We start from the raw sequence: 15,414 nt of genomic DNA on the forward strand, positions 1-15,414 counted from the left end.
TTATGGTCGACTGACACTAATAGTTTTTAATTGTCAGATATCTTTCTCTTTTAAACCCACTCACAACCTATTACTTACTACTTAAAACCTATACTATAAAAAAACCGATAAGTACCAAGACTTACCGGCTTCCATTTTCTGATTACGATATCTTTTAGGTCTACAAAAAACCCTTTTGAGTCTTAACTTATTACTTCCAGCTTACTCTACATATATGCCCGGGCATTTTTACCTTCTACCCAATTCATAAATGCTCGGTTTACTACTTTATTTCCTCCAGGAGTTGGATAATCTCCAGAGAAGTACCAATCTCCTCTATGATCCGGACAAGCTTCATGTAAGTTGTCTAAAGTCTGGTAAATCACTTCTACTTTAGCTCCAATTTCCTTTGGAGTTATGATTTCCGCAATTTTATTAGAAATTTCTTCATCTGTAAAAGGTGCATAAATTTCTTTTACATGATTTACAACTTCTTCTTTAGGCAAATCTACCTGTGCCTTACATTTTTCGTAAACTTCTTCTACCACATGTCCCATCCCGCGTTCTCTCAGCATCGTAATAGCTGCCTCAAAAGCAACAAACTCTCCCATTCTACTCATATCTATACCATAACAGTCCGGATAACGGATTTGAGGTGCAGATGAAACGATAATGATTTTAACGGGACCCAATCTGTCGAATATTCGAAGAATACTTTGCTTTAATGTTGTACCACGAACTATCGAATCATCGATAGCGACCAATGTATCTACATCTCTTCTGATTAAGCCATAAGTAGTATCGTATACATGAGACACCATATCGCCACGGTCTGCATCCTGAGTAATGAAAGTGCGCAATTTTGCATCTTTAATAGCTAGTTTCTCCACTCTTGGCGCCAGATTCAGAATCCTGTCTAACTCTTCTTCAGTTAAATTGTCATTATTCAACAATGCTTCTTTTTGTCTATGGCGATTATAGGCATGTAAGCCTTCCATTAAGCCATAAAAAGAAACTTCTGCTGTATTTGGGATATAAGTAAATACTGTCTTCTCCAAATCATGATCCACATGATTCAGAATTGTTGGAGTTAATAATTTACCCAGTTCTTTTCTTTCCTGATAGATAGAAGCATCACTTCCTCTCGAAAAATAAATCCTTTCGAAAGAACATGCCTTTTTCTCTAAAGGTTCGCGGAACATTTCTTCTGTAATAGTTCCGTCCTTTTTAATAATTAATGCATGTCCGGGTTTAATTTCTTTTACCTGCCCGATTTTAACATTGAATGCAGTTTGAATAGCCGGTCTTTCTGATGCAGCAACCAGAACCTCATCATCCTGATAATAAAAAGCAGGACGAATTCCGGCTGGATCTCTCATTACAAACGCGTCGCCATGACCAAAAATACCTGACATTGTATAGCCACCGTCCCACGTTTTCGCAGATCTTCTCAGGATTTTTAATACGTCCAGATTATCCGCAATTTTCTGAGAGATCTCTACATTATCGTATCCTTGTTCCTTGAACTTATCGAAAAGCATCTGGTTTTCATTATCCAAAAAGTGTCCGATTTTCTCCAATACTGTAACTGTATCTGCTTGTTCTTTCGGATGCTGACCTAAATCATACAATTGCTGTAAAAGTTCATCAACATTGGTCATGTTAAAATTACCAGCAACAACCAGGTTACGAGACATCCAGTTATTCTGACGTAAAAATGGATGACAAGCCTCAATGCTATTTTTACCATGTGTACCATAACGAAGATGTCCCAATAGCACTTCTCCGGTAAAACTCACATTGTCTTTTAACCATTGGGCATCCTGCAAAAGTGTTGGGTCTTCTTTCTCTACTGCTGCAAATTTTTTCATTACATAAGTAAAGATATCCTGCACCGCATTTCTTTCCATAGAACGGTAACGACTAATGTACCTGTTCCCCGGTTTTACATCTAACTTTATGGTTGCAATACCAGCTCCGTCCTGACCACGGTTATGCTGTTTCTCCATCAACAAATACAGCTTATTCAGGCCGTATAAAGACGTACCATACTTTTCCTGATAATAAGATAAGGGTTTTAGTAGGCGTATGAATGCTATTCCGCACTCGTGTTTAATAGAATCGCTCATTGAAGCTCGTTAGTAAGCTCACAAAATTATAAATTCCATTAAGATTGTAAAAGGAAAAACGTCAGATTCATCACATTTCTTTGTAAGTGGGATGTGACAATCTAAACATCAACCAGTTTGAAGTTGCTAAACCGAATAAATCCCCTAAAAAAACTTAACAACAGACGGAAAAATTCCCAATAAGATTATTAAAATGGCAAATGCAACGGGCAAAAAGACCAGCTTCCTATTATACCAGTTTATGGACTGTTCTTCGCCTTCTCTTAAAAAGAGGTTAAGTGGTATTTTAAAATAATAGAAAAGTGAAATTACAGTAGTTATTACTGCTACAATTAGCAACCAGGTTCCGTATGGTGCTATCTGCGGTTGATTAATAAGTTCTGAGAATAAAATAAATTTTGCTATAAACCCTCCGGTTGGAGGTAATCCAATTAAGGAAACCAGAAATATAATCAAAACCGTGGAAGCCAATACAGTTGCTTTTCCTAAACCTTTGATGCTCTGTAAAGAAAGTGCGTCATATTTTTCTTCGTAATGGTAAAGCACCAGGAACGCTCCAATATTGGTTACAATATATACCAATAAATAGAAAAACAGGGAGTGGAATACATCTGTTTCCGGCAATACAAAAATCATTAGCATGAAACCCGTATGACCGATGGCAGAATATGCCAACAGACGTTTCAAATCATTTTGGAAGACGGCAAGAACATTTCCTGCCAGCAAAGACAAAATTGCCAAAGCAAATATAACCTGCAGGTAAATTTCTCCTACCAGATGAAATTGATTGTTGATACTATATAACCATCCGAAAACCGCAACTTTTGGTACCGTCGACAGGAAAGATGTCACCGAAGTTGGGGCAGCTTGATAAACATCCGGTGTCCAGAAATGAAATGGAGCCGCAGACAGTTTAAAACCTATTCCCACTACAAAAAATATAATGATAAGATTTTTGGCTATAGGGGGCACCTCATTAAGTCCGTTAAAAACGCTTCCGTCCAAAAGGTTAAGAGATCCGCTAAATCCATAAATAAATGAAATACCGTAAAGCATAATCGCAGAAGAAGTAACACCAAACAACATGTATTTCATTCCAGCTTCCATTTGCTGGCTTTTTTCAGCAGTGTAAGAGACCATAATGTATGATCCCAAAGAGAGCATTTCAATTGCAATAAATACAATTAACAAATTGGCTGACGTTACTAAAATCAGCATAGCCAAAATAGTAGCTATAAATACCGAAAAAAAATCGTTAACACCTTTAGCATGCCCCAGGATTCTTTTATCATTATTAAAAAAAACAGCTGAAAAAACAGCTCCTATTAAAATCAGGATTTTAAAAAGAATACCTTTTTTGGTCAAAACCAACATATCAGCAAACAAAGCAATCCCGTCTGATCCTACCCTGGCAAATTGAGCTATTGAAAAACAAATTCCCAGAATAAAGGTCAATAAGGATATAAAGAAAACCAGCTTTTCAGATCTCTTTACAAACAAATCCAGGACAATTACCACTAGAAACCCGGCTACCAATATAAACTCGGGAGCTAAAAAAGGTATCGAATCAACGATATTCTGTATGGAACCTGATATGTTAAAATTCTCTATCATTATCTATTTAAACAGCGTTATAAATTGGTTTACCGATGCATTAATTACATCAAAAACCAACGATGGCATTATTCCCAAAACCAATGCTAAAATAGCCAAGGGTGTAAAAGTCAGGATTTCTCTTGCATTCAAATCCTTTAATGCGCTTAACCAAGATTCTTCTTTTAAACGTAATGTTCCAAAAAACATTCTTTGCAAAGTCCACAACAAATAAGCCGCTCCCAACAAAATCCCCAAAGCTCCGCCAATAGCCATCCAGCGTGGAATAAATCCGTTAATGCTTTCTGATTTGAAAGCCCCTATCAATGTAAATATTTCAGAGATAAAAGCAGAGAATCCAGGCAAACCCAAAGAAGCAAAGAATGCAATTGTCACAAAGAATGTCAATTTCGGCATATGCGATGCTAAGCCTCTGAAATTATAAATATACCTGTCGTGTACCCGGCCATAGATTACGCCTACAGCATAGAACATCATCACAGAAAGAAATCCGTGAGAAATCATCTGCAACATTGCTCCGCTAATTCCTTCGGGAGTCATAGAGGCCAATCCCAATAATACGAATCCCATATGGGAAACCGAAGAATAGGCTATCAGACGTTTTAAATCCGCCTGGGCCAATGCAACCATAGCTCCGTATAAAATCGATATCACGCCTAAAAGTCCTACATAAAAAGATAAATCTGTCGCAACTTCAGGGAAAATGCTATAGGCGATTCTTATAATTCCGTAACCTCCCACTTTCAAAAGAATCCCCGCCAGGATAATAGAAATTGGTGTTGGCGCTTCAACGTGTGCATCGGGTAACCAGGTATGAAATGGAAAAACAGGTACTTTTATGGCGAAGGCAATAAATACGACAATGAAAGCCAGTGTCCTTGCCGGAATCCCTAAAATATCGGTATTAGATAACACGGAGAATATAGAATCCGGAAGATAATTTGCAGGATTCATCATATGCACCATGTTGAAAGTATGATTTCCTGAAACCGGGTCTACCACAGAAAAATACAGTCCTGCAATGACCAAAAGCATAAATACCGAACCGATTAAGGTGTACAGGAAAAATTTGATTGCCGCATACTCTCTTCTTGGCCCGCCCCACATTCCTATCAGAAAGTATAAAGGCAATAGCATAAGCTCGTAAAAAACGTAGAATAAAAAGATATCTAAAGCACAAAAAACTCCTATTGTTGCAGTGTTTAACAGCATCAATAAAGCGAAATATCCTTTTTTATTCGTTGTAATTTCCCATGATGATAAACTGGCTATCAGCATTACCAAAGCTGTCAGCCAAACCAGGGTAATTGAAAAACCATCCACACCTATAAAATAGTCAATCTGTAATGTTCCAAAACTACCGGCATTTAACCTGATCCATTCCAGACTTTCTGTAAACTGATATCCGGATAACTGATCGACACCCGCCTGCCCTGTCTTAAAATTAAAATACAGGTAGCTTGACAATATCAATTGAAAAGCAGAAACCGCTACAGAAATATATTTAAAATTCTTATCTAATTTAGAGGGCAAAATCATAATGATGATGCCAACCAGTAATGGAATAAAAATTAATAATGATAATAAACCCATTTTAAAATATCATTTGAAAAATGAAGAACGACAAAAAGATGATTAACATCCACACCACATAATGCTGAAATTTCCCATTGTGAACCGCCCTGAACCAAATCCCTATTCTTTCTACTAATAATGCTGAGAAATTCACCAAACCGTCTACTATATTTCTATCAAACCAGTTAAATGCATATGAAATATAGACTGTAAATCTTCCTAAGAAATTCACAAATCCATCGACAAAAGTTCTGTCAAACCAATACCAGAATTTCGCCTTCCAAACTGTGGTATTCACAAAAAAGATTTGATAAAACTCATTAAAATACCACTGATTATAAGAAAACTTGTACAACCAGGTATTTTCTGCCGATAAGGAAAACTTATTTTGCGCATACAATTTATATGCTGCAAAAATCAGCAGTAAACTTAGTATGTTAATGTAAATCGGTACTAAAAGGTGAAAAGTAGCATTGCCACTCTCGTGATTATTTGCTGCGAATGCATGGTATATCCAAGATTTTTCCAGATTCAATGGAGAAAGGGAAAAAATCAAGCCGATACAGAAAACAGCTAAAATGACAACCGGAACTTTCATCCAGTTGGATGGATCATGTATTTTATTTAAATCAATATTGGTATTGATGATCTTTGGCAACCTGAACTCTCCATAAAACACCTTAAAAATAAGCCTGAAGATATAGAAAGTTGTACACCAGGAAGCTATTGAGATAAAGATTGGAAATATCCAATAAATTCCACCTTTAGCATCGCTCCAATCAAACACACTCAATAAAATAGCGTCTTTTGATAAATAACCGGATGTAAAAGGCAGACCTGACAGTGCTAAAGCTGCAATTAAAAATACTGCGAATGTAATCGGTAAGCGCTTTTTTAATCCGCCCATGTTCAACATATCCTGCGGATCAAAATCTACAGCGTATTTATCTTTCAGATGCTGCATTTCATGAATAACAATACCAGCACCAAGGAAAAGTAAACATTTGAAAAACGCATGAGTCACTAAATGAAATATTGCGGAAGCGCTGTTGCCAACGCCAATCGCCAAAATCATAAAACCCAATTGCGAAATCGTAGAGAATGCAAGCACTCGTTTAATATCGTTTTGGGTAAGGCCTATAGTAGCGGCCATAAAAGCGGTAAATAAGCCAATAGATGCTATCACTGTTAACACAGTACTATTAAACAACGGTTCTATTCTCACTAACAAAAAAACACCCGCTGCAACCATTGTAGCGGCATGGATCAGTGAAGAAACTGCTGTTGGTCCCTCCATTGCGTCAGGCAACCATGTATGTAAGGGAAACTGCGCAGATTTCGCAATTGCTCCCGCGAAAAAACAAAGTCCGGCTATGGTTAGCCAATAATCCGGCATAGTTGAAAAAGGTGTCACCCAATTTCCCTGATGGATAAATGACGATGAGATTAGGTTTCCAGTACCAAAAATGGCGTCGATATCTAACGTTCGGAATTGGCTATATACAATCAGTAAACCCACCAGAAAACCTACGTCTCCGATACGGTTCATAATAAAAGCCTTTTTACTTGCTTTTGCTGCACTTTCACGAGTAAACCAAAAACCAATTAACAAATAAGACGCAAAACCAACCAATTCCCAAAAAGCGTAAACCAGAAACAGATTATCTGCAACTACCAAAGCCAGCATCGCAAAACAGAATAAGCTTAAATAGGCAAAATATTTTGGCTTATCATTGTCATGCCGCATGTATTCTATCGAGTAGATATTTACCAGTAACGCGATAAAACTTACCAGTAAAAGCATGATAACCGTAAGGTTATTGACTAGTATACCTACATTTATCCGAAAACCTGAAAAATCTATCCATGGAAAGGAAAAATGATAAGCAGAACCCGAATTCCAAACAGCTAAAAAAACAAGTATGGAGCTTAAAAAACTGAATGAAATACCCAGTATAGAAATAAAAGATGCGGCTTTTTTAAATATGAAAGCCAACACAAAAGATAGCAACGGTGCTAAGCAGGCTACAACTGTAGCATATATCATCTGGCTTTCAGAAATATGTAATATAGCGCCCATCTTATCCTCTTAGAGTATTCGCATCGTTAGGATCGATACTTTTTACCCTGTTATAAAAATTTAATATAATAACCAAACCTACCGCTACAGATGCCGCTGCCAGTACAATTATAAATAATGCAAATAATTGCCCGGTATTGTCTATTCTGTCATATTTTCCAAACGCTACCAGATTAAGTATAGATGAATTCAGCATCAGTTCTATCCCTATTAAAACCTGTATGGCATTCTTTCTGGTTATAACTGCATATATCCCGAAAGAAAACAAAACAGCTCCTACAACAAGAAAGTGATATAACGTAATCATAAGTTCGACTCCTTTCTGGCTAAATGCGCGGCTCCAATCAGAACCATCATTAAAAGAACACAAATCAACTCGAAGGGTAAAAGGAAACCAGTCATTAAGTTAATCCCTATATTACTGATATTCTCGTCCGATGGTAGTTTCACATTATCAGTTGCAATTGCCGACTGTATCCAACTTAGTGAGTTAAAGTCTATCTGAAATATGGTATAAATTAAGATAGCAAAAACAGATAAACTTAATATAGCTCCTGGCAATCTGTTTTCGGATAGTTTTTGCTTGGTCAAACCATCTAACCCCTGTAAGGATTTTTTTGAAGACAGCATAAATACAAATAGCAACATCACCAATACTCCACCAACATAAATTACGATTTGTGTAAGTGCCACAAAATCAGCCAAAGCAAAAATGTACAAACCTGCAGATGCAAATAACGTGACGAAGAACATAAAAACGGAACGCACCAAATTTTGACTGGTTACCACGTAACAAGCACTCAAAATGGCGATACCCGCTAATAGATAAAATAAAATTTGCTCCATTAATTATTCTTCTTTCTGTTTGGATGCAGCTAATTTTGCTGCCTTTCTTTCTTCCAATTGTTTGTCTAACTCCTGACGTTTTAGCTCTGCTTCTTCTTCCGTCATCGTAGAAAATTTATAATTTAATTCCGTTATGCTCGGAAAACTTCTGTCGTACTGATTAGTCATAGTTATACATTCCGTAGGGCATACAGTTGTACATAATCCGCAATACATACATTTAGCCATGTCAATATCAAACTTGGCAGCGTATAGTCTTTTTACAGATCCGTCCGAAGTTTTACCAATCGCCTCCGTTGCTTTAATGGATTCTATTTCTATACAATCAACTGGGCATATTTTGGCACATAGGTCGCAAACGATACAATCATCTATTTCTACATGCAGCTGGTATCTCCCTACTTCGGGAATTGGCAATTTCTGATGTGGATACTGAAGTGTCACGATACCCGCCTGCTCCTCAAAATAATTGGGATCTTCTATCCCTTTTATTTTCTTTGACTTAAAAGCTCCTATCAGATGTTTAAATGTGATAGTTAAGCCCTTCCACGAAGTCTTTAATCCGTCATATGCTTTCTTAATTATCATATTAAAACAGTAAAAGCCTCCACAATCCAGATATCACCAAACATGCAAATGCCAGAGGAGTAAGTATTTTCCAGCAAAATCCCATTAACTGATCAACTCTGAATCTCGGTAATGTCCATCTTACCCACATTTGAGCAGCAACCAATAAAAGGGTTTTAAGTAAAATCCAAAAAATTCCCCAAACCATCCCTGTGGTATAATCTGCTAATTTTATATCTCCAATATTAGGCAACGGTGTATTCCAGGCTCCTAAAAACAAGGTCGCTCCCAGCATAGAAACCAAAAACATCATAGCATATTCTGCTAGAAAAATAAAGGCAAAACCTACACTTGAATATTCCGTATGGAAACCTGCTACCAATTCCGATTCAGCCTCGGGAATATCAAAAGGAGCCCTGTTACATTCTGCAAGCGAAGCGATGAAATAAATAACAAAAGCCACAATTAAATGCGGAGCCTGAAAAATATTCCATGCTAAAATCCCCCCTATTTCCGAAACATCCCAAACCCCTAAAAACTTGGCTGTATGTTCGGTCAACACCCCCTGATTTGCTCCTATTAGCTGCAAATCCAAGCTCTGAGAAATCATTACCGCTGAAATAATAGCGAAACCAATAGGTATTTCGTAAGAAACTATTTGCGCGACAGATCTTACAGCACCCAATAAGCTGTATTTATTATTGGAACCCCATCCCGCCATTAATATCCCAAGTGCTTCTATTGAAACTATTGCAAACACATAGAATACACCTATATTGCTTGCCATAGGTACCAGATTTGGTGCCCAGGGCATGGCAACGAAACCCAGGAAAACAGCAACAAAAATGATGATTGGTGCCGCAACAAAGAGTATTTTATCTACTGCGGTTGGATAAATAGACTCCTTTTGAATGAGCTTTAAGATATCAGCTATTGTTTGTAGCAAGCCGAACTTACCGGTTTCCATCGGACCTAATCTATCCTGAATAAATGCAGAAACTTTACGCTCGCCATAAACTCCGCCATATAAGGCAAAAGCGGCTATAAATGAAAATATAGCAACCGCAGCAAGTATATATGTGATGTAAAATTCCAATTCCTAGTAAATTAGTAGTCTTTTGTGCAAACTTAATTATTTTGATGCTAAATAAGCTACTTAACCCAAATGTTTTTTTGAATTAATTCTATTTGGTCACCGAAAAAGATCTTCGTACTACATTCAAACGATGGCGTTTTAAACGACACGTAAAACTCATCTTTATAGTCTAATGACTGATTATTAAGCAATTGTAATTTTTCCAATTGCAATTTAACATCATCTGCTACAATAGATGCTGTATTTAGAATATCAACCTGATTATTAAAAAAACTTTCTATCTCTCTTTTTATCAAAGGATAATGTGTACACGCCAGAATCAAAGCATCTATATTCTGTAATTGAGGGGAAGACAGATAAGACTCAATTACCGTATGACTGATGTTATTTTCAAAAAAGCCTTCTTCTATCATGGGAGCCAGTAATGGCGTAGCCAAAGAATTGACCTGAAGCCCGAGGTTTCTCTCTTTTAACTTTCTAGCGTAAACATCTGAACTGATAGTTGCTTTGGTGCCAATTACACCTATCTTCTGATATTGCATATCGTCTGTTACGTAGTGTACAACAGGATCAATTACATTTAAAATTGGTATTCTATCACCCATAAACTGCACCAAATCATCATAAGCTAAAGACGAAGCCGTGTTACATGCTATAACTATAACTTTGCAACCTTTTTCTTCCAGAAACTTTCCAATTTTCAAGCTGTAGTACCTGATAGCGTCCGGAGACTTATCTCCATATGGCATATGACCCGTATCTCCAAAATAAATAATCTTCTCCTTAGGTAGTACTTTTCTAATAGCATTTGCTACTGTTAATCCTCCAATTCCCGAATCAAAAATGCCTATTGGCTGCTCTGCAATCATATGCTTAAATTTTAACCGAAATTCCTATTTATTTTTGAAATCTTTATCAGAAAAAGGCAATTTGTTTTACTTGTTTTTGGTTCGGCTAATAATTAGTCATTAACTTTAATTGCTAAGCCTGACTGTAAAATACCTGTTGTATCTCTTTGCGATTTTTAACATCCAGCTTTAAATAAAGATTACCAATGTGATATTTTGTGGTACTTAACGAAATGAATAATTTTTCTGAGATTTCCTGATTGGTCAGTCTATTAAAGATACACATCAGCACTTCTGTTTCCCTTTCTGTGAGACTGTACTGCAGTTTCAGTTCCTGCATAATTTCTGTATTGCCAGTTGGTTGCTCTTTAATAGCATTTTTTTGAAAGGTATGTTCGACATTCTTAAGCTCTTCCAGCTCGCGAAGATATCTGTTCAGTTCCTCTCTGTATCTTTCATTTTCGTCCTGCAATACCCTCACCTTATAAATAATAGCAAAGCTGATACTTATTATTTCGAGTGTACTTGCAAAGCGAATCATGTCCATCCCGAAGAATGACAGAAAGGGAGAATCGATATAATTGTTTAAGGTATAAAAAACTGATACAAGAGCAATAAAGCCAAAACTTAATATTAAAAACCGGGCATAAACATCTTCCCTGAACATCTTTATACCATTATATATACAAACAACAGGCAGCAAATAAAAGAGCACACTGGCCAGGTTACGAAATAGCTGTATATCTGTCCACGTGTACACCAATACTGTGCAAAAAATAGCAACAATAATAGGTATAGCTATTTGTTTAAAACGAGGTACCTTCTTTTTCAGATCCAGAAAATAATAAGCAAATATTCCGGAAAGCACAGCACAGATGGCAATATTCCAGAGTAAAAAATGAGGACTGACCCACTTGCCTTTCGTGAAAAAGTAAAACATGCCATCCTGGTAGAAAAAGATCAGAAATAAAGACAATTGCAGCAAAGAATAAAGCCAGAAACGTTTATCCCGAAAAATAAGGTAAAGCACTACGTTAAAGATAATGGACATAATAGCTAAGCCGTAGTACAGGCTATTAACCATAAAATTAATATTCGCCTGCTTCACAAATCTCCCCGGTTCATCTACTGTAATCTCTATACGCTGAATAGGCTGCTTTTTTATGTTAAGATAATATACGCTGTCTCTGGCTGTAAAATAAAAAACCGGATAACGTGTCTGAATTGAATGTCCTTTAATATCTATATTTCTTTGCTGCTGTATAAGCTGTCCGTCTTGTTGCAAATACATATCATAGTCAACTATCTGCATATTTGAGATTTGAAATATCACTGGACCGGGCAATAAAGACGACGGAATATTCCCTTTTATCCAGATGTTACCTTGTTTATCTTCCGCTGTCAATAACCCTTCTTTACCATAAATAGTGCTGAATTTTAAATCAGACATGATAGCAGAAAGTGTTTTATCTGCAGAGTGTGCATAAAGTTTTCCTCCCAACAAAAAAATGCAGATAAGCCAACGTATAAAGGAAAATGGCATAGTTAGAAGTTACAAAGATAATTTAAAGACACAAACCTAATATTTTTTTGATTAGTTGCCACTAACGGATTACAAACTTTGATAAAGCCTTGTCAGAAAACTTGAAATTTCTCCGTTTACATACTGTTTTTTTTATCAGAACTAGACTAAAAGTATAGGCTGGATTAGAAGTACTAGTTCTAATTTTGGAAAATCACAAAGCTATAATTATCAGCCGCAATTGAAAAAATAAAAGCATACAAATAACTAAACATTAATTTATGGAAACATCTCGACCAGAAAAAAAATTACAATTATCGCGTTACTTTATTACTATCCTGTGCGCATTATTCATGATATGCAATCAAGCTACTGCACAATCCATAAACATTGCAACAGCGGCGGACCTTGCTAAAATAGGTAATGACGCAAATTACCCGCTTAACGGAGACTATGTACAAACAGCAGACATCAACCTCTCTGGCTATGCTAACTGGATTCCTATTGGCGCTTTTACCGGAACATACGATGGACAATACCACTATATTGATAACTTAACTATACAAGGTGCAGACAAATCATCCCAGGGCCTTTTTAGTGAAATAGGAGCGACCGGAAAAGTAAGCAGCCTGCATATGCGTGGTGTAAACATAAATTTAGCAGGATGGTCTAGTCGAATAGGTGCTATTGCGGGTTACAGCTACGGCAAAATAATGCGTGTTGCAGTACATAACGGAACTATTCGAGCATATCAACAGGTCGGTGGAATTGTGGGTGACCTATTATCACCGGGTGAACTTTCCGAGTGTTATGCAAATGTAACAGTAGAAGACAACGGATACGTATACTCACCCCCAATACCTGAGACACCTGATAATAAAGGCTCTTATTTTGGAGGGTTAGCGGGTGAGAACCGGAGCATAGTAACAAACTGTCATGCAGAGGGAACTGTTACAGGCACAAGCGATGTCGGAGGCCTGATTGGCTATAATACGGCAAATAGTACCATCTCACACAACTACTCATCAGGTGCTGTAAATGGCGACGAATGGTTAGGTGGCCTGATTGGATTTAATGGCGGCAGTATTGAGGGCTCATATTGGAATATAACTACTTCCGGACAAAGCACAAGTCATGGAACCGGAGCAGTAGGAAAAACAGATGCACAAATGAAGCAACAGGCTACTTTTGCAGGTTGGGATTTTTCTAATATCTGGACTATAAACCAGGGCGTCTCACAACCTACCTTACGCTGGCTTGATTTAGCACCTCTGCCTGTATCTTTAATAAATTTTACAGCTCAGGCACAAGGAAACAGAACTAAATTAATATGGCAAACCGCACAGGAAACCAATAACAAAGAATTTATCATTTACCGAAGCACTGATAGCAAACAGTTCACAGAGATTACCAGAATAGCCGGAGCAGGAAATTCATCTTCAATAAAAAACTATTACTACGATGATGAAAATCCGCTTAACGGCAACAATTATTACAAACTGGTACAGATAGATTTGGATAATAAAGAAACAGAATTAGGCATAAGGATAGTAAGCTTTGAGCTTACCGATTTGAGCCTTCAGCTTTACCCCAACCCTACAGATGATGTTGTAAATATCTCTTTCAGGAACAGTAAATACAACCTGTTAACCGTAACAGATTTAAGCGGGAAAGTGTTACAGCAGGTGCAGATAAAACCGGATGAAAGCAGTATGAAAGTTTCTTTGGGTAATTATCCTACAGGGACGTATTTGCTGCGTTTTAACGGCAATGATGGAACAGTAACAGAAAAAGTGATGAGGAAGTAAGCAACTTCTCTTCGTCATTTAAATGAGGTATGGAACTATCCAGGAAAAGATAAATCTCCGCGTTGATTGGTAGAGGCTTAAATAGTACACAGGCCATGCTTCTAAACATGGAGATCTTTTCTCTTGAAGTTGTTAAGATCACGGGAGAATTATTCATCCTCTTCCTTACATCAAGATATCTCCTTCCTCGAAAAGCCTGGTATAATCCGTTTGGTAGATTGTTTTGTTATTCGCACTACCTTATCAAACCAACCTATTCATCTTCAAAAGAAGACCCAACCCACTTGTATTACACATTATCCCACTAACTATGGATATTGTTTTTTGAATATACATAAGGTACATTTCCTTCTCCAGAATCCGTAGCATTCCCCAAAGTCTTAGGATTCTGCACTTTGAAAGGTTCTCTATTAGGATATTAATAGTAGTATTTAGTTCTAAACAAAAGAGTGTTAAAACAGTGACTTTATAGAGTTTTACCTCTACGAACCCTCTATAAACCCTCTGTTATCTCACTAAGATACCTCCTTAAAAAAGTATACAATGGTAACTGTATGGTTAATCAATAGCGAATGAATAAGCTATAAAATATATGGGTTTTAAAAAGCGGGGGTTTGAATCGTAAAAGACTCATCATTGTAAGGAATTATAACGACGCAATTTATATTTTTTACAAGATTGCTTCGACTCCTTTCTATAACGGTGACAGCTGACTTTTATACGTTGGGATAAAATTATAGCCGTCATTTCCAAGAATGATGTTAATGGACCATATAAAAATTAAGGGCAACACAAATGCGTTGCCCTTAATTTTTGTTATTGCAATTAATGATTATTTCAATCCTAATTTTGCTTTAACGTCTCCTAAGATGTTGATACCTCCGTCAAAGTAAACTACGCCTGGTTGAGTGATATCTAACACATAAGCATAACCTTTTTCTTTAGCTACAGCTTTTACTGCATCTTCTGCTTTTTTCAAGATCGGATCATACAACTCACCTCTTTTTCTTTCAAAGTCTTCAGACGCCTTTTGTTGGAATTCTTGAATTCTTTTTTCTAAATCCTGAATTTCTTTGATTTTAACTTCTTTCATAGCATCGCTCAAAGTTTTCTCTTTAGACTGGTAATCCTGTACTTTGCTTTGATACTCTGTGTACATTGTTTTACCGTCGTTATCTAAAGTGCCTTTGTATTCCTCTAACTTTTTATCTGCATTGGCAACTTCTGGCATCGCCTTAATTAAGTCAGCCGAGTTGATATGTGCTATCTTCTGTTGTGCACTAGCAACATTTCCTACTAACAACATACATCCTGCTACTAATGCAATTCTGAATAATTTTTTCATTGTTT

The 15,414-nt window shown here is 36.8% G+C and carries 12 protein-coding genes; 1 reads left to right on the forward strand and 11 read right to left on the reverse strand.

Annotated elements, in window-relative coordinates; genetic code table 11:
• Window positions 1-206: 206 nt before the first annotated feature.
• From PEDSA_RS09705 to PEDSA_RS09750, 10 genes are all read right to left on the reverse strand, one after another.
• Entirely contained in the window at window positions 207-2,108 is a 1,902-nt protein-coding gene (locus tag PEDSA_RS09705) for an amidophosphoribosyltransferase (RefSeq protein WP_013632982.1), read from the reverse strand.
• Window positions 2,109-2,252: 144 nt separating this feature from the next.
• A complete protein-coding gene (locus PEDSA_RS09710) occupies window positions 2,253-3,722 on the reverse strand; it encodes an NADH-quinone oxidoreductase subunit N (protein WP_013632983.1) in 1,470 nt (489 codons plus the stop codon).
• A gap of 3 nt (window positions 3,723-3,725) precedes the next feature.
• Entirely contained in the window at window positions 3,726-5,315 is a 1,590-nt protein-coding gene (locus tag PEDSA_RS09715) for a complex I subunit 4 family protein (protein WP_013632984.1), read from the reverse strand.
• Between the two features lies 1 nt (window position 5,316).
• Window positions 5,317-7,377, reverse strand: coding sequence for an NADH-quinone oxidoreductase subunit L (gene nuoL, locus PEDSA_RS09720; RefSeq protein ID WP_013632985.1), 2,061 nt, complete (start codon window positions 7,375-7,377; stop codon window positions 5,317-5,319).
• A 1-nt stretch (window position 7,378) separates the two neighbouring features.
• Window positions 7,379-7,684 (reverse strand): NADH-quinone oxidoreductase subunit NuoK, encoded by a 306-nt coding sequence (gene nuoK / locus PEDSA_RS09725; RefSeq protein WP_013632986.1) that lies wholly within the window; start codon window positions 7,682-7,684, stop codon window positions 7,379-7,381.
• Complete coding sequence (locus PEDSA_RS09730) at window positions 7,681-8,223, reverse strand: NADH-quinone oxidoreductase subunit J family protein (protein WP_013632987.1); 543 nt, start codon at window positions 8,221-8,223, stop codon at window positions 7,681-7,683. The genes nuoK and PEDSA_RS09730 overlap by 4 nt, the downstream gene beginning before the upstream one ends.
• Before the next feature lie 3 nt (window positions 8,224-8,226).
• Window positions 8,227-8,811, reverse strand: a complete 585-nt coding sequence (locus PEDSA_RS09735; RefSeq protein WP_013632988.1) for a 4Fe-4S binding protein — start codon at window positions 8,809-8,811, stop codon at window positions 8,227-8,229.
• 1 nt (window position 8,812) lies between these two features.
• Window positions 8,813-9,886, reverse strand: coding sequence for a complex I subunit 1/NuoH family protein (locus PEDSA_RS09740; RefSeq protein ID WP_013632989.1), 1,074 nt, complete (start codon window positions 9,884-9,886; stop codon window positions 8,813-8,815).
• Between the two features lie 56 nt (window positions 9,887-9,942).
• Window positions 9,943-10,755 (reverse strand): glutamate racemase, encoded by an 813-nt coding sequence (murI, locus tag PEDSA_RS09745; protein WP_013632990.1) that lies wholly within the window; start codon window positions 10,753-10,755, stop codon window positions 9,943-9,945.
• Between the two features lie 112 nt (window positions 10,756-10,867).
• On the reverse strand, window positions 10,868-12,277 hold the full coding sequence (locus tag PEDSA_RS09750; RefSeq protein WP_013632991.1) for a 7TM diverse intracellular signaling domain-containing protein: 1,410 nt from the start codon (window positions 12,275-12,277) through the stop codon (window positions 10,868-10,870).
• Window positions 12,278-12,537: 260 nt separating this feature from the next.
• Between PEDSA_RS09750 and PEDSA_RS09755 the strand changes: the two genes are divergently transcribed.
• Entirely contained in the window at window positions 12,538-14,064 is a 1,527-nt protein-coding gene (locus tag PEDSA_RS09755; RefSeq protein WP_013632992.1) for a T9SS type A sorting domain-containing protein, read from the forward strand.
• Between the two features lie 832 nt (window positions 14,065-14,896).
• On the opposite strand, the gene PEDSA_RS09760 is transcribed toward PEDSA_RS09755, so the two are convergent.
• Window positions 14,897-15,409 (reverse strand): OmpH family outer membrane protein, encoded by a 513-nt coding sequence (locus PEDSA_RS09760; protein WP_013632993.1) that lies wholly within the window; start codon window positions 15,407-15,409, stop codon window positions 14,897-14,899.
• Window positions 15,410-15,414: the final 5 nt, after the last annotated feature.

Origin of the sequence: Pseudopedobacter saltans DSM 12145, assembly GCF_000190735.1 — a bacterium.
GTDB classification, from domain to species: domain Bacteria; phylum Bacteroidota; class Bacteroidia; order Sphingobacteriales; family Sphingobacteriaceae; genus Pseudopedobacter; species Pseudopedobacter saltans.